Genomic DNA, 17,649 nt, shown 5'->3' with positions numbered 1-17,649 from the left:
CGCGCCCAGCGCACCAAATTGCCCTTCAACTTGTTGCGATCAATTCGCATTTGATAACGTGTCGCGTTTCGCGGATTCGCCAGCCCCTCCGCCGGGCCGGCGTCGCTTGGCCGGAGGCACTCCCCCCTGCCTTCGGCCCCACCTCCTCCCTCCTGATCTCCGGTACCCCGGCCCACGTCCATGTCGTCCACCGCCTTCCGCGCCGCCACGCCGCGCCTGACCCTGGTTTCCCTGTCCGTGCTGAGCCTGCTGGCGCCGCTGTCGGCCCGTGCGCAGTCCGCCGAGGCCAAGCCCGCGCCGTCCGGCGCCGCCACGGCGTCCACCCAGGTCGCCGTCGCCGATGCCACGCAGAAGAAGCTGCTGGACGAGGTCGTGGTCAGCGGCGAGCGCAAGAAGACCTTCGCGCCGGAGACCGTGCGCGTGGGCGCCTTCCGCGACCAGGACCCGCTGGACGTCCCGTTGACCAACGCCGTGATGTCGCGCGAGCTGCTGGACGCGCAGGGCGCGCAAGGGCTGTTCGACGCGCTGAAGAACACCGCCGGCGTGACCCGCTCGCAGGTGAGCGGCTCCACCTACGACAACCTGTCCATCCGCGGCATCGTGGTCGAGAACCGCGGCAACTACCGCCTCAACGGCAGCCTGCCCATCGTCAACCTGATCGACATCCCGCTCGAGAACAAGGAGCAGGTCGAGGTGCTGAAGGGCGCCTCGTCGATGTACTACGGGATGGTGCCGCCCTCGGGCATCGTCAACTTCGTGACCAAGCGCGCCGGTCCCAAGCCGGTGACCTCGCTGACGACGACGATCAACGACCACGGCGGCGTCAAGACCCACGTCGACATCGGCCGCCGCTTCGGCACCGACGACAGCATGGGCCTGCGCGTCAACGCCGCAGCGGGCAAGGAAGAGACCGGCATCGACCGCTACAAGGGCGACCGCAACCTGGTCACGCTGGCCTACGACTGGCGCGCCACGCCGTGGGCCAACTTCAAGGTCGATCTGGAGCGCTACCGCAAGAACGTCAGCGAGCAGGCCGGCATCCAGCTGCCCGCCGCGGTGAACGGCGTGATCACCCTGCCGCGCGTGCCCGACAACAAGACCAACCTGGCCGGCGACTGGGCCCGCTACGACGCGCACGCCACGAACGCGCTGGTGCGCGGCGACTTCGCCGTCAACGACAACTGGGTCGTCAGCCTGGAGACCGGCCGCGCCAAGACCGATCGCGACCGCAACTTCTCGACCTTCCAGAACTACAACAAGGACACCGGCGCGGGCACGCTGAGCACCACGGTGCTCAAGGGCCAGGCCTACACGAACACCAACCACCGCGTCGAGGCGATCGGCCGCTTCGACACGCTGGGCCTGTCGCACGAGCTGACCCTGGGCGCCAGCTACAACCGCCGCGAGTCGGCGGGCTGGCAGTCCGCCGTCGTGACCGCGTCGCAGAACCTGTACGCGCCCGTCGACGTCGCGCCGGTCAGCCCCACGCTCAAGCAGGCGGGCTACCCGTCGGAGATCCGCGACCGCGGCCTGTACGTCTTCGACCGCGTCGCCATCGGCGAGCAGTGGCAGGTCCTGGCCGGCCTGCGCAAGACCGACTACCGCAGCCTGGCGACCAACCCCAGCGCGCCGACGACCGTCTTCAAGGCCGACAAGGTCACGCCCAACTTCTCGCTGATGTGGAAGCCGATGAAGGATCTGAGCGTCTACGGCTCGGTGCTGCGCGGCCTGGAGGAGACCGGCACCGCGCCGCTGAGCGCGAGCAACGCCGGCGAAGTGCTCGCCCCCGCCGTCAGCAAGCAGCATGAGCTGGGCGTGAAGGCGCGCGTGGGCTCGGTGCTGCTGCAGACCGCGGCCTTCCAGATCGAGCGCGCGCTGACCACCACGGTCAACGGCGTCTACCAGGTGGGCGGCCAGTCGCGCTACCGCGGCATCGAGTTCTCGGCCAGCGGCGAGATCGGCCGCGACTTCGCGGTGGTGGCCTCGGCCACGGTGCTGGACGCGGAGATCACGCGCGTGGGCACGACCAATCCGCTGGAGCTGGGCAAGACGCCGGAGAACACGCCCAAGAACACGCTGAGCCTGTTCGGCGAGTACCGCGTGCCGATGGTGCCGGGACTTGCGCTGAACGCCGGCGTGTACCACGTGGGCAAGCGCGCGGTGAACAACGCCAACCAGGGCTGGATCGACGCCTACGAGACGCTGTCGCTGGGCGCGCGTTACGCCACGACGGTGCTGGGCAAGCCGCTCAGCCTGCAGGCCAACCTGGACAACGCCACCAACAAGGACTACTGGAGCACCGCCGGCAACAACCTGCTGGGCGTCGGCGCGCCGCGCACCCTGCGCGTGACGGCCAAGGTGGACTTCTGAGCATGGCGCTGGCCAAGGCCCGCAAGGTCTGGATGTGGCTGCACCGGTGGGTCGGGCTGACGCTCGGCCTGCTGCTGGCGGCCGCCGCGTTGCTGGGCGCCCTGATGACGGTGCTGCGGCCGCTGGACGAGGCCCTGCATCCCGCGCTGTTCCGAGCGCCGGCGCACGCGGTCGGGGCTCCGGTGGCGCAGGTCGATCCGGGCGCGCGGACCGCGATGGCCGGGGCGGCGGCGACCGCGTCGGCCTCGCCCTCCGCCGCCGAGGCGGCACCGCTGGAGACGCTGCGCCGCCGCATCGCGGCGGAGTTCGGTCCTCAGTCGACGATGACGCTGCGCCCGCCGCGCGAGGACGGCGAGTCCCTGCGCGTGCTGGTGCGGGGGCCGGCCTGGGAAGGCACGCTCTACCTCGACCCGGCGACGCTGGCCGAGCTCGGCCGCCGAGGTGAGACCGACGGCGCCGCCAACCTCGTCTTCGAGCTGCACAGCGCGCTCCTGCTGGGCGACACCGGCAAGGCCGTGCTGGCGTTCACCTCGCTGGCCTACCTGGCGCTGCTGGTGACCGGCCTGGTCCTGTGGTGGCCGACGACACGCGCGCAGTGGAGGCACGCCTTCAAGCTCAAGCTCGACAAGGGCGCGACGCGCGGCCTGTTCGATCTGCACCGCTTCGGCGGGGCGGTGCTGGGCCTGCTGGTGGCGGTGGCCGTGGCCAGCGGCGCCTGGATGGCCTATCGGCCGATCGGCGGCTGGGTCAACGCGATGGTGGGCGACGCCGCCACCAAGCCGCCCAAGGTCGGCAAGGACCATGGCGAGCGGGTAACGCTGGATGCGATGGTCGCGCAGGCGCGGGCGCGCTGGCCCGAAGGGCAGATCGGTTACGTGCAGTTGGCCGCGAGCGACGGCAAGCCGGTGCGCATCCGCTTCAAGCTGCCGGGCGACCCGCATCCCAACGGCTTGTCGTCGATCTGGATGCATCCGGTCGACGGGCATGTGCTGGGGCAGCAACGGCTGGAGCAGCTGGATCTGGCCACGCGGTCGACGGCCTGGATCTATCCGTTGCACGCGGGAGAACTGTTCGGGACGGCGAATCGCGTGGTGACCGGGGTCGTGGGGCTGGTGCTCTTCGGAATGGGGGTCACGGGCACGTGGCTGTGGTGGCGCCGGCGGCGCTGAAGCAGCAGCCCGAAGACCCTCACCCCTGCCCTCTCCCGCAAGCGGGAGAGGGGGTCGACCGCTCAGGCGTTCTCATGGGGTGAATGCTCGGTGCCTCATGGCTCCCTCGCCCGCGGCGAGAGGGATCGACGCCGCCCGGGCGCTCTCGTGGCAAGAACGCGCGGTGCCTCATGGCTCCCTCGCCAACGGCGAGAGGGATCGACACCGCCCGGGCGCTCTCGTGGCAAGAACGCGCGGTGCCTCATGGCTCCCTCGCCCGCTTGCGGGAGAGGGCGGGGGTGAGGGTCTTCGAGCTGCCACGAGCAGCAATGATCCCGTCTTCATGGCAACCGTCGAGGCGGTCCAAGTTACGGCACCGCTTGCGGTAGTCGCTACCGCGGCGCCGTGCAGGCGGCAGGTCCGCCTAGCCTGCGAGCCGCATCGTTCCGAGGGGTGATCGCGCGCCACCGTCGCGCCGCCTTCGCGCCTGTGCGCCACCGCACGGTCAATCTCACGTCGATCCTCGGCCCCCATGCCGGCCAGCCTCCGACGCGCGCCCCGCGTGGCCGCGTCCGCCGGCCGGCATCGAGATCGGCATCGGCACCGCCATCGGCATCTTTTTCCGGCGCTCCGACCGCCAGGGCAAGACCCGGCCCCGGTGCCTTGCCGCGGCGTCCCCCGCGGTGGCGACGGTGCCGAGACGAGGTGGGAACCTCGCATGCCCCCGGCCCTGCATCACCGCTGACGAACCCGATTGCGCCGGAGCGCCCGACTCGATGCCGCTGTACCACCTGCCGCCCGCCCCGACTCCTTCCCTTCCACACGCCGCCGGCCCGTCGCCGGTCACCGGGGCCACGCCGCCGACGGGTCCCGCGCCGATCCCCGGGACCTGGTCGTCCCGCGCGACCGATGCGCCCGGCCCGGCCGGGCCGTCGAACGGTGCCGCCTACGCCGGCCCGGAGCGGCGCGCCGCGACCCGGGCCGCGAACGGCGACCTGTACCGCTGGTCACGCCACTCGCCCGTCGTCCCGCTGCTGCTGGACTGGCTGCACGAGAGCGACGCCGTGGTCCGCGCCCTCGGTCCGGCGATGTGGCGCCATTTCGCGATGCACGTGATGCAGCACGCCAGTTCCCGGGACCTGCGCGCGATGGGGTTGACCGAGGCGCCGTCCGCGCGCGTCTGGACCTCCTGGCCGGCCTGGCGCCGCGCGGGATTCCGCGTCGCCGACGCGCCGGGACGGCTGCATCGCGCGGTCATCTGGTGGGAGGACGGCGATGACGACGCCGATCCCGACGCCATCGCCGCCGCGGACTTCCGTCCCCCGTACGGCGCCGCGCTGTGGCTGGACGGTCGGCTGCTGCCCTATCCGCAGGAGCTCACCTTCGGCGCGTCCATCGCCGGATCCGGCGACTGGATCGACGACCGCTACCTGGTCATCGACGTCGACGGCCCGCCCGAGCACCCCGACTACGTCGAGGAGAAGGCCAACGGCGGCGGCTCGGTGCTGAGCCTGCTGGTCGTCGACGCGCGCCATCGCAGCTGCCATCTGCTCAATCCGCGCGCCCACGAGCCCTGGCTGCGTCCCCGCGTGACCGCCCAGCGCGGACGCTGGCGCATCGACCCCGGCGCCGGCGAGGCGGGGCCGATCCGCCTGATGACGCCGGCCGACCTGCCGCCGCCGTCCATCCCCTCGGACCTCCCGGTCGAGGAGGCCGAGCCGCGCTCGCTCGCCCCGGCCTGGCGCCACGTCGTCGATGCGTGGAATGCCGACCAGGACCGCCTGGTGTGCCAGCTCGGCGAGTGGAACTACGAGCTGGCGCTGGACAGCTTCCGCGAGGCCGCCTTCCGGGGCTAGCGCGATGCGCCGTCCCGATACCTCCGTCCGCTGTCGCCATCCGATGCCACCGTCCGATGCCGCCGCGTGCGAGCCTCCGCCCCGCGGCCCCTCGTTCCGGCGACAGGCCTTGGCGGGCCCTCGGTGATGCTGTCGCGCTCGCGCCGCCCTTGGCCGACATACTCGACCGCTTGCCCCCTTCGCCGGCCTGAGCCGGGCCTCGATGACCATGACCCTGCGACATGAGTGCTCCCCGCGCGGCCCCGGCCGCACCGGCCTGATCGCCGTGATCGGCATGACCCTGCACACGCTCGCCGCGAGCGCGACGAACGCGCCGGCACCGGCCAAGCCCGTCTTCCCCACGCGGCTGCAATGCGCGCCCGACGACCTGAACCACGCGTCCGTCAGCGTCGACGCGGCGGGCGTGCCGGTGCAGGCCTCGATCTATCTGGCCGCGGGCACGCACGAATGCGGCCTGACCACCACGGGCGCCGCGCTCGCGCAGCCCGACGGCGCCTGGCGTTTCGAATGGCGCGACCAGGATCAGGGCGACCAGCGCTATCGCCTCACCGTGCGGCGCGCCGGCGCGGACGGCTACACGATCGCGACGGAGCCCCGTCGTTGCGGCACGCTGGCGCTGCCCGCGTCGGTCACGCTGTCGCCGAAGGGCAAGGGCTGCCAGGCCAGCGTCGATCGCGCGCTGGCCTTCGTCCCGTTCTGGCGCGACCTGCGCGAGGCCGTCGCCCGGCGCGACGGCGAACGCCTGCAGCAGCTCGCGCTACCCCAACTGCTCTTCGCCGAGGGGTCCGACCTCATGAAGGCACCGGCGGCCCTGCTGCGCGGCGGCGCGGCCTGCATCGACATCGTGACCACCCCGACCAGCGGCAAGCGGCTGGGGCAATTGCTCAGGACCATCGAGGTGCCGCGTCTGGACGGCCCGCCCTTCGAGTTCGACGGCAAGTCCTCCGTGAGCGTGGACGGCGCGATGACCGCGCTCTGGACCACCGCCGGGTGGCGGATCGAGTCCTTCAACGCCAGCCGCGGCGTGTTCAGCCAATGCGGCCCCAAGGGCTGAGGCCGCCCCGACGATCGCGGATCTCGCGGCGCGGCGGACCCGCGCCGCGTCGGATCGTCCGCCGTTCCGACGCGCCTCAGGGCAACCAGTTGAGCTCGTCGCTGGCGCAGCCCAGCAGCGGCCGGTCGCGCGTGCGCGGGTCGGGGATCGAGAAGTGGTCCGCCCGGTCGTAGTTGACGCTCGAGATCGAGCCGTCGGCCGGCACCACCCGCACCGACTGGCACATCGGCATCGCGCCGGCGACGCCCATCCCCGGATTCACCCCGCGCGTGAGAAAGGCCACCCATTGCCCGTCCGGCGACCAGGTCGCGCCCATCACGTGCTGCGCCACGCCCAGCCGCACGACCTCCGGCGCGGGCCGGGTCAGCGGTCGCACGACACCATCCTCCAGGCCCACCGTGTAGAGCGACCGGAAGTTGATCCGTCCCACCGGCGTGTTCAGCGTCAGCAGCCCCCGACGACCGTCGGGGCTGACGCGCAGCTCCGCGCCCGCCGATCGGATGCCCTCCGGCAAGCGCAGGGGCAGCCGCTGCTGGATGCCCGCGCGCGGCTTGGCGAAGACCAGTTCATCTCCCGCCAGATAGACGTAGCGTCCGTCCGGCAACCAGTCGACCGCCTCCGAATAGGCGTCACGGTCGTAGTCCAGCGGCGAGTCCTCGTCGACCGCTTGCCCGTTCAGCATCTTCACGAACAGCCGGGGTCGGGGCGAGTCCGCGCGCAGCCACCAGTAGCCGAGCAGGAACTGGCCGTCCGGCGACACCCGCACGTTCGCCGAGAAGCGCGGCCGGTCCCCGGTGCCGGCGAAGGGCGAGAGATCCGCCTGGCCGATCTGGACGAAGCGCCGCGGCTCGAGGAAGGCCAGGCTGCCGTACGGGTCGGTGCGCACGAAGGCGCCCGTGAACGCGCTGCCATGCCAATGGTCGGGCCCGCGCCGGCGCGAGAGCGGGCTCACGGGCAGCGGCGTGAGCTTGCCGCTGCGCAGGTCGAACTCCGCATAGGTGTCGGCCCCGTTCGTGCTGAGGAACAGCCGGCCCGTGCGGGGCGCGGCGCGCGGGTTCGCGTCCTCGGCCGCGATGGCCGTGGCCATCGGCCATGCGGCCAGCAGTGCCGCCAGCGCCATCGTCCGATGGCGCGCCTTCCTGATCGGTGTCACGCGCGGGTCTCCCTCGTTGATCACCTCATCTTCGCCTGGGCGTCGACGACTTCGCCACCGCGCGGGGCGCGCCTGGGGTCTTGCCGGTGCCCGATTTCGGGGACGCGCGACGGCGCTTGGCGCCGCTCGCCGCCGTCACCTCGCGACAGCAGGCCATGAACTGCTCGGTCGCGGGCGTCGCCTTGCGCTGGCGCAGCGTCAGCAGCCCCACCGGCGGCAAGTCGATGGGCACGGTCACCGGCAGCGCCTTCGCCAGGCCCTCGGCCTCGAGGTAGCGCGCCACGTTCTCCGCGACGAAGGCCGCCGCGCCGCGCTGGCGCAGGAAGGTCAGCGTGACCAGGAAGGAGGCGCTCTCGATGATGTCGATCGGCGGATCCAGGCGCTCCTGATAGAACATCTGGTTGAGCTTGATCCGCGACGAGGCCCACGGCGGCGGCATCACCCAGGGCACCTTCGCGAGCTCCGCCCAGCCCGGCTTGCGCATCGCGGCCAGCGCGTGATCCGGCCGCACGACGATGCGCATCTGCTCCTCGTAGAGCGGCTCCGTCGCCAGGTCCGGCGAGGCGTAGCCCGGCTCCAGCCGCGCGACGATCACGTCCAGCTCGCCCACCCGCAGCCGCGGCAGCAGGCGCGTGAGGTCGCCCTCCTCGACATAGACCGTCGTCAGCGACGAGCGCTGCTTGAGCCGCTCCACCGCCTGCGCCACCAGCCCTGGCGTCGCCACGACCATGGTCCCCACGCTCACCCGGCCCGCCGCGCCGCTGGCCACGGCGGCGATCTCGTCGCGGGTGCGGGCGTAGTCCGACAGCACCGAGCGCGCGAAGCGCACCACCGCGTCGCCGAAGGGCGTGGGCTCGGTGCCGCGCGTGGAGCGGGTGAAGAGCTCCAGCCCGAACATGCGCTCCACCTCGGCCAAGGACTTGGACACCGCCGGCTGCGTGTGCGAGAGGAACTCCGCCGCGCGGCCCAGATGCCGGAACTGGTCCAGCGCGACCAGCATCTGCAGATGCCGCAGCTTGAGGTTGGAACGGAGGACGCGATCGATCTGGCTCATGGCCGCGAATCTTAGCCACGACGCCCCCTCATGGCTTCCTCCGATACATGCCAAAACCGGCATGAAGGCTGTCGAGTTCTTCAATTGAGGCGAATGAAGCCGCTGCCCACAATCCGGCCACACGAAATGCCCGTGGACCGTCCCGCCTCAATGGCGATCGACGTTCCGCGAGGCCCCGAGCCCATAGAGGCCCCAGCATTGAAGGCCAGGAGACAGAGATGAAGAACTTCCGCATGGACCGCCGTCGCGTCCTGATCGCCGGCGCCGCCGGCCTGGGCGCGAGCGCGCTGACGATGCCCCGCCTCGCCCACGCCGCCGCCTATCCGAGCGAGCGCGCCATCACCTTCATCTGCCCCTGGCCCGCCGGCGGCACCGCCGACATCACCATGCGCGCGCTGTGCCTGGCCGCCGGCAAGGCGCTGGGCCAGACCATCATCATCGAGAACCGCGCCGGCGCCTCCGGCATGCTGGGCACCAAGACGCTGTCCACGGCCAAGCCCGACGGCTACACCATCGGCCAGATTCCCATCTCGGTCACGCGCTTCGCGCAGCTGCGCACCGTGCAGCTGGATCCGCTCAAGGACCTGACCTATCTGGCCCGCGTCAACGGCCAGACCTTCGGCCTGGCCGTGCGCGCCGACTCGCCCTGGAAGACGCTGGCCGACTTCGTCGCCGCCGCCAAGGCCAAGCCCGGCATGCTGACCTACGGCAGCGCCGGCATCGGCGGCGCCACGCACGTCGGCATGGAAGAGTTCAACCTGCTGGCCGGCATTCAGCTCAACCACATCCCCTACAAGGGCGGCGCCCCGGCGCTGCAGGACCTGCTGGGCGGTCAGGTGGACGCGGTGGCCGACTCCAGTTCCTGGGCGCCGCACGTCAAGTCCGGCAAGCTGCGCCTGCTGGTGACCTGGGGCGAGTCCCGGACCAAGGACTTCCCCAGCGTGCCGACGCTCAAGGAGTCCGGCTATCAGTTGGTCGTCGACGCCCCCAACGGCATCGGCGCGCCCAAGGGCATGGACCCGGCCATCGTCGCCAAGCTGCGCGAGGCCTTCCGCAAGGCCGTCACCGATGCCGACTTCCTGGCCACCTGCGACCGCATCGACACGCCGGTGATGTACCTGGACCAGCCCGACTACGAGAAGTACATCGCCGCCACCTACCGCAAGGACACGCAGTTGATCGAGCGCCTGAAGCTGCGCGAACTGCTCGCCAAGGGCTGACGCGACACCTGCCGCGGCAGACGTCATCGCCCCTTCTCCGCCGATCTCATCAGCGATCTCGCCGCTGCCCTCGCCGCCGCCGCCACGCCTCACCAGACCTCCCCGATGACCGCACCCTCCGATTCCACCGTCAGCGCCGCAGGCGCCGCCGGTGCCACCACCTCCGGCGCCGTCGCCGCCGCGCAGGCGGCCATCGCCAGCGCCTCGCCGCTGCTGCGCCTGCACCGCGACGACAACGTGCTGATCGCCCGCCAGGTGCTGACGCTGGGTCAGGAGCTGCCGGAGTTCGGGCTGCGCCTGAAGGCGCAGGTCCCGGCGGGCCACAAGATCGCCGCGCGCCGCATTGCCGAGGGCGAGCCCATCCGCAAGTACAACGCCGTGATCGGCGTGGCCGCGCGCGACATCGAGCCCGGCGACTACGTGCACGCGCACAACATCGCGCTGGTCGAGTTCGACCGCGATCCGGCCTTCGGCGCGGACGTGAAGCCGGTCGACTATCTGCCCGAGGATCAGCGCGCGACCTTCATGGGCATCGTGCGCGCCGACGGCCGCGTGGCGACCCGCAACTTCATCGGCATCCTGGCCTCGGTGAACTGCTCGTCGACGGCGATCAACCGCATCGCCGAGCACTTCACGCCGGAACGGCTCAAGGACTATCCGAACGTCGACGGCGTGGTCGCCTTCGCGCAGACCACCGGCTGCGGCATGTCCTCGCCCAGCCCCCACTTCGACCTGCTGCGCCGCACGATCGCGGGCTATGCCAAGCACCCCAACCTGGGCGGCGCGCTGATCGTCGGCCTGGGCTGCGAGCGCAACCAGGTCGCGGGACTGGTCGAGTCCCAGCACCTGGTGCCCGGCGAGACGCTGCAGACCCTGGTCATGCAGGACACCGGCGGCACCCGCGCCACCATCGAGGCCGGCATCCGCGCGGTCGAGGCGATGCTGCCGCTGGCCAACCGCGTGACGCGCCAGCCGGTCAGCGCGGCCCACCTGAAGATCGGCCTGGAGTGCGGCGGATCGGACGGCTTCTCAGGCATCGGCGCGAATCCCGCGCTGGGCGCGGCGATGGACATCCTGGTGCGCCACGGCGGCACCGCCATCCTGTCCGAGACGCCGGAGATCCACGGCGTCGAATACATGCTCACCCGCCGCGCGGTCAGCCCCGAGGTCGGTCAGAAGCTGCTCGACCGCCTGGCCTGGTGGGAGGACTACACCCGCGGCCACAACGGCCAGTTCAACGGCGTGGTCGGCCCGGGCAACCAGGCCGGCGGTCTGGCCAACATCTTCGAGAAATCGCTGGGCTCCGCGATGAAGGGCGGCACCACGCCGCTGCAGCAGGTCTACGAGTACGCCGAGCCCATCGATGAAGCCGGCTTCGTGTTCATGGATTCGCCGGGCTACGACCCGGTGGCCGTCACCGGCCAGATCGCCAGCGGCGCCAACCTGATCTGCTTCACCACCGGGCGCGGCTCGATGTTCGGCTCCAAGCCGGCGCCGACGATCAAGCTCGCCAGCAACACGCCGATGTTCACGCGCCTCGAGGAGGACATGGACATCAACTGCGGCCAGGTCATCGACGGCACGCTGACCATCGAGGAGATGGGCCAGCAGATCTTCGAGCACATCCTGCGCGCGGCCTCCGGCGAGTCGACCAAGAGCGAGCTGCTCGGTCTGGGCGATCACGAGTTCGTGCCTTGGCACCTGGGCATCGTCAGCTGAGCGGCGTCCAGGCCACGCCACGCCGCAACGACGACGCCCTGACGACCTCGCGCCGACAACACCGCCGCCCCGTCCGCCGCAGTCCGCCCCTCCGCTCCGCCATTCCCCGTTGATCGCGGCCCTCCCCTTCCACCCGCCCTCCTCATGAAGATCCAGAACCACATCGCCGGCCGCTGGTGCGACGCCGCTACGGGCGACCGCTTCCCGGTCGTCGATCCGGCCGACGACAGCCGCATCGCCGAGGTGCCCGACAGCCGCGCCGACGACGCCCGCGCCGCGGTGGACGCCGCGCACGCCGCCTTCCCCGGCTGGCGCGCCGTGCCGGCGAAGCAGCGCGCCGCGATGCTCAAGCGCTGGAACGATCTGATCCTGCGCGACCAGGACCGCCTGGGCGCGTTGATCTCGCAGGAGCAGGGCAAACCGCTGGCCGAAGGCCGCGCCGAGGTCGCCTACGCCGCGAGCTACGTCGAGTGGTTCGCCGAGGAAGCGACCCGCATCAACGGCGAGGTCATTCCCGCGCCGGTGCAGGGCCGCCGCATGCTGGCGCTGCGCGAGCCGGTCGGCGTGGTCGCCGCGATCACGCCCTGGAACTTCCCCGCCGCGATGATCGCCCGCAAGATCGCGCCCGCGCTGGCCGCCGGCTGCACCGTGGTCGCCAAGCCGGCCGAGGACACGCCGCTGACCTCGCTGGCGCTGGTCGATCTGGCCGTCGAGGCCGGTCTGCCGCCGGGCGTGCTCAACATCGTCTGCGCCTCGCGCGAGCGCACGCCGGAAGTCGTCGACGTCTGGCTGGCCGACGACCGGGTGCGCAAGATCACCTTCACCGGCTCGACGCCGGTGGGCAAGCATCTGGCGCGGGAATCGGCTTCGACGCTGAAGAAGCTGTCGCTGGAGCTGGGCGGCAACGCGCCCTTCATCGTCTTTGACGACGCCGACGTGGACGCGGCGGTCGAGGGCCTGATGGCGGCCAAGTTCCGCAACGGCGGCCAGACCTGCGTGTGCCCGAATCGCGTCTTCGCGCAGCACGGCATCCATGACCGCTTCGTCGAGAAGCTGGCCGCGCGCGTGGCGGCGCTCAAGGTCGGCCCGGCCACCCGCGCCGACTCGCAGATCGGTCCGATGATCAACGCCCGCGCGGTCGACAAGATCGAGCGTCATGTGATGGACGCGGTCGAGCGCGGCGCCCTGATCGCGGCCGGCGGACGCCGCATCCGCGACGACGTCGCCGCCGGTCCCAACTACTTCGCCCCGACCGTGCTGACGAACGCGACCACGGCCATGCTGCTTTGGCACGAGGAGACCTTCGGCCCGGTGGTGCCCATCTTCCGCTTCAAGACCGAGGACGAGGTCGTAGCCGCGGCCAACGACACGCCCTTCGGGCTGGCCGCCTACTTCTACACCCGCGACTTCGCGCGCGCCTGGCGCGTCGCCGATGCGCTGGAGAGCGGCATCGTCGGTCTGAACGAAGGCGCCATCGCGGCCGAGGCCGCGCCCTTCGGCGGTGTCAAGGAATCGGGCTACGGCCGCGAGGGCTCCACCCACGGCCTGGAGGACTACCTCCACATCAAGTACGTCTGCCAGGGCGGTCTGTCCTGATCGGGCGGCTCCGCCACGCAGGACGCATCGACCGGTCCCTCACGGGCCGGCCATCGAGAGGACGACGATGAACTTCACCAACACCTTCAAACAGGCGCTCCAGGCCGGCCGGCCGCAGATCGGGCTATGGCTGTCCATGGCCCAGGCCTACAGCGCCGAAGTCTGCGCGACCGCCGGCTTCCAGTGGCTGTTGATCGACGGCGAGCACGCGCCCAACGACCTCACCAGCACGCTGCAGCAGCTGCAGGCCGTCGCGCCCTATCCATCGCACCCGGTGGTGCGCGCGGTCAACGCGGACAAGGACGGCATCAAGAAGCTGCTGGACATCGGCGTGCAGACGCTGCTGATCCCCATGATCGACACCGCCGAGCAGGCCGCGGCCGTGGTCTCGGCCACGCGCTATCCGCCGCTGGGCGTGCGGGGTGTCGGCGCCGCGGTGGCGCGCGCCTCGCGCTGGGGCCTGCGCCGCGACTACCTGAACGAGGCCGACGGCGACGCCTGCGTTCTCGTCCAGGCCGAGACCGCGACCGCGCTGAGGAACCTCGAGGCCATCTGCGCGGTCGACGGCGTGGACGGCGTGTTCATCGGCCCGGCCGATCTGGCCGCGTCCATGGGCCATCGCGGCAACCCGGCGCATCCCGAGGTGCAAGCCGCCATCGAGGGCGCGATCCGCACCATCGTCGCCAGCGGCAAGGCCGCCGGCACGCTGACCGGCGACGCGGCGCTCGCCAGGCGTTATCTGTCGCTGGGCGCGCGCTTCGTCGCGGTGGGCATTGACGTTACGCTGCTGGCGCAGGCCACCCGGCGCCTGGCCACCGATTTCGAGCTCGCCCCGCCGCAACCGGCGCCCACGGGCTCGCCCTACTGAACTCCATGTGAAAGAACGACCATGAGCAAGACCTACAAGATCGCCTGCATCGCCGGCGACGGCATCGGCAAGGAAGTGATGCCCGAGGGCCTGCGCGCGCTGGAAGCCGCGGCCAAGCGTTTCGACATCCGGCTGGAGTTCACCCACATCGAGTGGGCCAGCTGCGACTACTACCAGCAGACCGGCCAGATGATGCCGGACGACTGGAAGGCCCAGCTGCAGCCGATGGACGCGATCTTCTTCGGCGCCGTGGGCTGGCCGGCGACGGTGCCGGACCACGTGTCGCTGTGGGGCTCGCTGCTGAAGTTCCGCCGCGAATTCGACCAGTACATCAACCTGCGTCCGGTGCGACTCTTCGACGGCGTGCCCTGCCCGCTGGCCAACCGCAAGCCCGGCGACATCGACTATCTGGTCGTCCGCGAGAACACCGAGGGCGAGTACACCAACCTGGGCGGCGTGATGTACGCCGGCACCGATCGCGAGATCGTGATCCAGGAATCGGTCTACTCGCGCTTCGGCGCGGACCGCGTGCTGAAGTACGCCTTCGACCTGGCGCAGTCGCGCGATCGCAAGCACCTGACGGTGGCGACCAAGAGCAACGGCATCGCGATCTCCATGCCCTGGTGGGACGGTCGCGCCGACGCGGTCGGCCAGGCCTATCCGTCGGTCACGGTGGACAAGCAGCACATCGACATCCTGTCGGCGCGCTTCGTGCTGCAGCCGGGCCGCTTCGACGTGGTGGTGGCCTCCAACCTCTTCGGCGACATCCTGTCCGACCTGGGCCCGGCGACCACCGGCACCATCGGCCTGGCGCCGTCGGCCAACCTGAATCCGGAGCGCAGCTTCCCCTCGTTGTTCGAGCCGGTGCACGGCTCCGCGCCCGACATCTACGGTCAGAACATCGCCAACCCGGTCGCCATGATCTGGTCGGGCGCGCTGATGCTGAAGTTCCTGGGCGAGGAAGCCGCGCATGACGCGATCCTCGCGGCCATCGAGAAGACGCTGACCGGCGGCCCGCGCACCCGTGACCTGGGCGGCACGGCCGACACGACCGAGATGGGCAAGGCGATCGCCGCGCTGATCTGATGATCGATCCGATGGTCGATGTGACGGTCGATCCGTCGAGCGATCTGACGATTCGATGACTTGAAGCAGAGAGAGAAGCGCCGTCGATGAAGCGCCACAGAGCGCATCGACGGCGGGCTTGGAGACATTCATGAGCAGGACCCGTTGGGTCGTCGCCGCCCTGATGTGGCTGGCGATCGCCATCAACTACATCGACCGGACCGTGCTGTCCGCGGCCGCCCCGAAGTTGATCGAGGAATTCGGTCTGACGCCCGACATGATGGGCATCGTGCTGTCGGCCTTCTTCTGGTCCTATGCGCTGCTGCAGATCCCGGCGGGCTGGGTGTCCGACCGCTACGGCCAGAAGGTCGGGTTGGGCGCCGCGGTGGGCTCGTGGTCGCTGGCGACGGCGGCGACGGGTCTGGCCAGCGGCTTCAGCTCGCTGGTGGCGCTGCGGGTGGTGCTAGGCGTCGGTGAGGCGGGCGCCTATCCGGCCAACGCGGGCATCGTCTCCAAGTGGTTCCCGGACAAGGAACGCGCGACGGTGTCGGCGCTCTTCGACAGCGCGTCCAAGTTCGGCGGCGCGGTGGCGATGCCGTTGATCGTCGCGCTGATCGTGCTCTTCGACTGGCGCGTCACCTTCGCCATCGTGGGCAGTGCGGGCCTGCTGTGGTTCGTGGTCTGGTGGTGGTTCTTCACCGAGACGCCGGAGCAGCATCGCCGCTGCGATCCGCAGGAGGTCGCCTACATCCGCGGCGGGCAGACGCAGCGCCACGGGGTGGACAACGAGATCCCGATGAAGTGGTACGAGCTGCTGAAGTACCGCAACATCTGGGCGATGTGCCTGGGCTTCTTCACGATCAACTACATCTCGTACTTCTTCATCACCTGGTTGCCGACCTACCTGGTGAAGGAGCAGCACATGGGGCTGCTGCAGATGGGCTTCGTGGCCTCGCTGCCGCTGATCTGCGGGCTGATCGCGGAGGTCGCGGCGGGCTGGATGTCGGACCGGATCGTGCACAGCGGTCGCCTGTCGCTGACCGCGACGCGCAAGCTGTTCCTGATCGTCGGGTTGCTGATGGCGCTGTGCATCGGGCTGGCGCCGCTGTCCTCGTCGGTGGTGTTCACGGTGGCGCTGCTGTGCATCGCGAAGTCGGGCACGACGGTGGCGGCCTCGCAGGTCTGGGCGCTGCCGGGTGACGTGGCGCCGAAGAACATGGCGTCGACGGTGGCGGGCCTGCAGAACATGGTGTCCAACTTCGGCGGCGTGATCGGGCCGGTGGTCACCGGCGCGATCGTCGGCGCGACGGGCTCGTTCAAGATGGCGCTGCTGTTCTCGGCAGGGCTGGGCGTGCTTGGGATCTTGAACTATGCGTTCCTGCTGGGGAAGGTGAAGCCGATCGTGGCGCCGACAAAGAGCGGCGAGCCGTCGGGCGTTGTGATGTCGACTGCGCATTGAGGGGTTGGGGGCTTCCTCGGCCGCTTGCGATAGAGCCCTGAAGACCCTCAAAGCCAACCAGCCCTTCGGAACCGCCAGAACAGCACCCCGCAAGTAGCCGTGATGACCCCGAGCGCCGCCGGATACCCCCAGCGCCACTTCAGCTCCGGCATCACCTCGAAGTTCATCCCCCAGATCCCGGCGAACGCCGTGGCGGCCGCGAAGATCCCTGCCCAGGCCGCGAGCCGCTTGGTGATCTCCGAATCCTCGATCGCCGCCATCGACAGGTGGACCTGGATCGCGGTCGTCGCCGTGTCCCTCAGCGAATCCAATGCCGACTGCATCCGCTCCAGGTGGTCGTAGACATCGCGGAAGTACTCCCGCGTGTCCTCGCAGATCGGCGGCACGCGTCCGCGCACCAGCTTCCCCACCGCGTCGAGCAACGGCGACACCGCATGCTTGACCAGCGTGACCCGCTGCTTGAGCTCATACACCCGCCGGATGTTCTCCCGCGTCACACCCGGCTCGAAGATCTGCGCCTCGATCGCGTCGAGCTCCGACTCCAGCGCCTCGATGACGGGGAAGTAGCGATCGACGACCGCGTCCATGATCGCGTACATCACGAAGCCCGGACCGCGCTTGAGCATGTGCGGTTCCTTCTCCGCGCGGGCGCGCACGCCGAGCAGGCTCTGCGCCACGCGATTCCGGATCGACAGCACGAAGTTCCGCCCCGCGAAGATGGACACCTCGCCGGTGCACAGCTCGTCGGTCGGCGTGAACTGCACCGTCTGCATGACGGCGAACAGCGTGTCGCCGTACTCCTCCACTTTGGGCCGCTGCTGGCCATGCAAGGCGTCCTCGACGGCGAGCTCGTGCAGGCCGAACTCCTCCTTCATCGCGAGCACCTCCTCGGGCGCCGCGTCGCGCAAGGCGACCCAGACGAAGCAGTCGGGCAGTTGGAGGTAGTCGCTGATGTCTTCCGGCTTGATGTCGGCCAGCCGGCGGCCGTCGCGATAGGCGACGCAGTTGATGAGCATGACGGGTCTCGATCGTTCTCGTTGCCCGCGAGGGTAGCCCGGGACGGATCAAGACGGCATCAAGAGAAACC

The 17,649-nt window shown here is 70.5% G+C and carries 13 protein-coding genes; 10 read left to right on the top strand and 3 right to left on the bottom strand.

Going from position 1 to position 17,649, the window contains the following annotated elements; all coding sequences use genetic code 11:
• Positions 1-180 precede the first annotated feature (180 nt).
• From MCHT01_RS00580 to MCHT01_RS00565, 4 genes are all read left to right on the top strand, one after another.
• Complete coding sequence (locus MCHT01_RS00580; protein ID WP_084451472.1) at positions 181-2,370, top strand: TonB-dependent siderophore receptor; 2,190 nt, start codon at positions 181-183, stop codon at positions 2,368-2,370.
• Between the two features lie 2 nt (positions 2,371-2,372).
• Positions 2,373-3,539 (top strand): PepSY-associated TM helix domain-containing protein, encoded by a 1,167-nt coding sequence (locus MCHT01_RS00575; protein ID WP_067060903.1) that lies wholly within the window; start codon positions 2,373-2,375, stop codon positions 3,537-3,539.
• A 755-nt stretch (positions 3,540-4,294) separates the two neighbouring features.
• Complete coding sequence (locus tag MCHT01_RS00570) at positions 4,295-5,374, top strand: hypothetical protein (RefSeq protein WP_067060900.1); 1,080 nt, start codon at positions 4,295-4,297, stop codon at positions 5,372-5,374.
• Positions 5,375-5,582: 208 nt separating this feature from the next.
• Positions 5,583-6,428, top strand: a complete 846-nt coding sequence (locus MCHT01_RS00565) for a hypothetical protein (RefSeq protein ID WP_148661323.1) — start codon at positions 5,583-5,585, stop codon at positions 6,426-6,428.
• A gap of 76 nt (positions 6,429-6,504) precedes the next feature.
• On the opposite strand, the gene MCHT01_RS00560 is transcribed toward MCHT01_RS00565, so the two are convergent.
• Entirely contained in the window at positions 6,505-7,581 is a 1,077-nt protein-coding gene (locus tag MCHT01_RS00560; protein ID WP_148661322.1) for a TolB family protein, read from the bottom strand.
• A 25-nt stretch (positions 7,582-7,606) separates the two neighbouring features.
• Positions 7,607-8,635: a LysR substrate-binding domain-containing protein gene (locus MCHT01_RS00555; RefSeq protein ID WP_084451470.1), complete on the bottom strand. Its 1,029-nt coding sequence runs from the start codon at positions 8,633-8,635 to the stop codon at positions 7,607-7,609.
• Between the two features lie 218 nt (positions 8,636-8,853).
• Here MCHT01_RS00555 and MCHT01_RS00550 point away from each other — a divergent pair, with 218 nt between their 5' ends.
• From MCHT01_RS00550 to MCHT01_RS00525, 6 genes are all read left to right on the top strand, one after another.
• On the top strand, positions 8,854-9,855 hold the full coding sequence (locus MCHT01_RS00550) for a tripartite tricarboxylate transporter substrate binding protein (RefSeq protein ID WP_067060892.1): 1,002 nt from the start codon (positions 8,854-8,856) through the stop codon (positions 9,853-9,855).
• A gap of 105 nt (positions 9,856-9,960) precedes the next feature.
• A complete protein-coding gene (locus tag MCHT01_RS00545; RefSeq protein WP_084451468.1) occupies positions 9,961-11,574 on the top strand; it encodes a UxaA family hydrolase in 1,614 nt (537 codons plus the stop codon).
• 144 nt (positions 11,575-11,718) lie between these two features.
• Positions 11,719-13,170, top strand: coding sequence for an NAD-dependent succinate-semialdehyde dehydrogenase (locus tag MCHT01_RS00540; RefSeq protein WP_067060888.1), 1,452 nt, complete (start codon positions 11,719-11,721; stop codon positions 13,168-13,170).
• Between the two features lie 67 nt (positions 13,171-13,237).
• Positions 13,238-14,038 carry a 4-hydroxy-2-oxoheptanedioate aldolase gene (gene hpaI / locus MCHT01_RS00535; protein WP_067060885.1) on the top strand — a complete coding sequence of 267 codons (801 nt, stop codon included), beginning with the start codon at positions 13,238-13,240 and terminating at the stop codon, positions 14,036-14,038.
• A gap of 21 nt (positions 14,039-14,059) precedes the next feature.
• Positions 14,060-15,124 carry a tartrate dehydrogenase gene (locus MCHT01_RS00530; RefSeq protein ID WP_067060883.1) on the top strand — a complete coding sequence of 355 codons (1,065 nt, stop codon included), beginning with the start codon at positions 14,060-14,062 and terminating at the stop codon, positions 15,122-15,124.
• Positions 15,125-15,254: 130 nt separating this feature from the next.
• Entirely contained in the window at positions 15,255-16,562 is a 1,308-nt protein-coding gene (locus MCHT01_RS00525; protein WP_148661321.1) for an MFS transporter, read from the top strand.
• 47 nt (positions 16,563-16,609) lie between these two features.
• Here MCHT01_RS00525 and corA read toward each other — a convergent pair whose 3' ends face one another.
• Complete coding sequence (gene corA / locus MCHT01_RS00520) at positions 16,610-17,578, bottom strand: magnesium/cobalt transporter CorA (RefSeq protein ID WP_067060880.1); 969 nt, start codon at positions 17,576-17,578, stop codon at positions 16,610-16,612.
• Between the last annotated feature and the right edge of the window lie 71 nt (positions 17,579-17,649).

The organism is Mitsuaria chitosanitabida ATCC BAA-476 = NBRC 102408 (assembly GCF_001598255.1).
Taxonomy (GTDB): domain Bacteria; phylum Pseudomonadota; class Gammaproteobacteria; order Burkholderiales; family Burkholderiaceae_C; genus Roseateles; species Roseateles chitosanitabidus.
This window is presented reverse-complemented; position numbering and strand designations above follow the sequence as displayed.

Coding starts and splice junctions, on each gene's coding strand:
- MCHT01_RS00580 (WP_084451472.1), top strand. CDS start 181: ATGTCGTCCACCGCCTTCCGCGCCGCCACGCCGCGCCTGACCCTGGTT.
- MCHT01_RS00575 (WP_067060903.1), top strand. CDS start 2,373: ATGGCGCTGGCCAAGGCCCGCAAGGTCTGGATGTGGCTGCACCGGTGG.
- MCHT01_RS00570 (WP_067060900.1), top strand. CDS start 4,295: ATGCCGCTGTACCACCTGCCGCCCGCCCCGACTCCTTCCCTTCCACAC.
- MCHT01_RS00565 (WP_148661323.1), top strand. CDS start 5,583: ATGACCCTGCGACATGAGTGCTCCCCGCGCGGCCCCGGCCGCACCGGC.
- MCHT01_RS00555 (WP_084451470.1), bottom strand. CDS start 8,635: ATGAGCCAGATCGATCGCGTCCTCCGTTCCAACCTCAAGCTGCGGCAT.
- MCHT01_RS00550 (WP_067060892.1), top strand. CDS start 8,854: ATGAAGAACTTCCGCATGGACCGCCGTCGCGTCCTGATCGCCGGCGCC.
- MCHT01_RS00545 (WP_084451468.1), top strand. CDS start 9,961: ATGACCGCACCCTCCGATTCCACCGTCAGCGCCGCAGGCGCCGCCGGT.
- MCHT01_RS00540 (WP_067060888.1), top strand. CDS start 11,719: ATGAAGATCCAGAACCACATCGCCGGCCGCTGGTGCGACGCCGCTACG.
- hpaI (WP_067060885.1), top strand. CDS start 13,238: ATGAACTTCACCAACACCTTCAAACAGGCGCTCCAGGCCGGCCGGCCG.
- MCHT01_RS00530 (WP_067060883.1), top strand. CDS start 14,060: ATGAGCAAGACCTACAAGATCGCCTGCATCGCCGGCGACGGCATCGGC.
- MCHT01_RS00525 (WP_148661321.1), top strand. CDS start 15,255: ATGAGCAGGACCCGTTGGGTCGTCGCCGCCCTGATGTGGCTGGCGATC.
- corA (WP_067060880.1), bottom strand. CDS start 17,578: ATGCTCATCAACTGCGTCGCCTATCGCGACGGCCGCCGGCTGGCCGAC.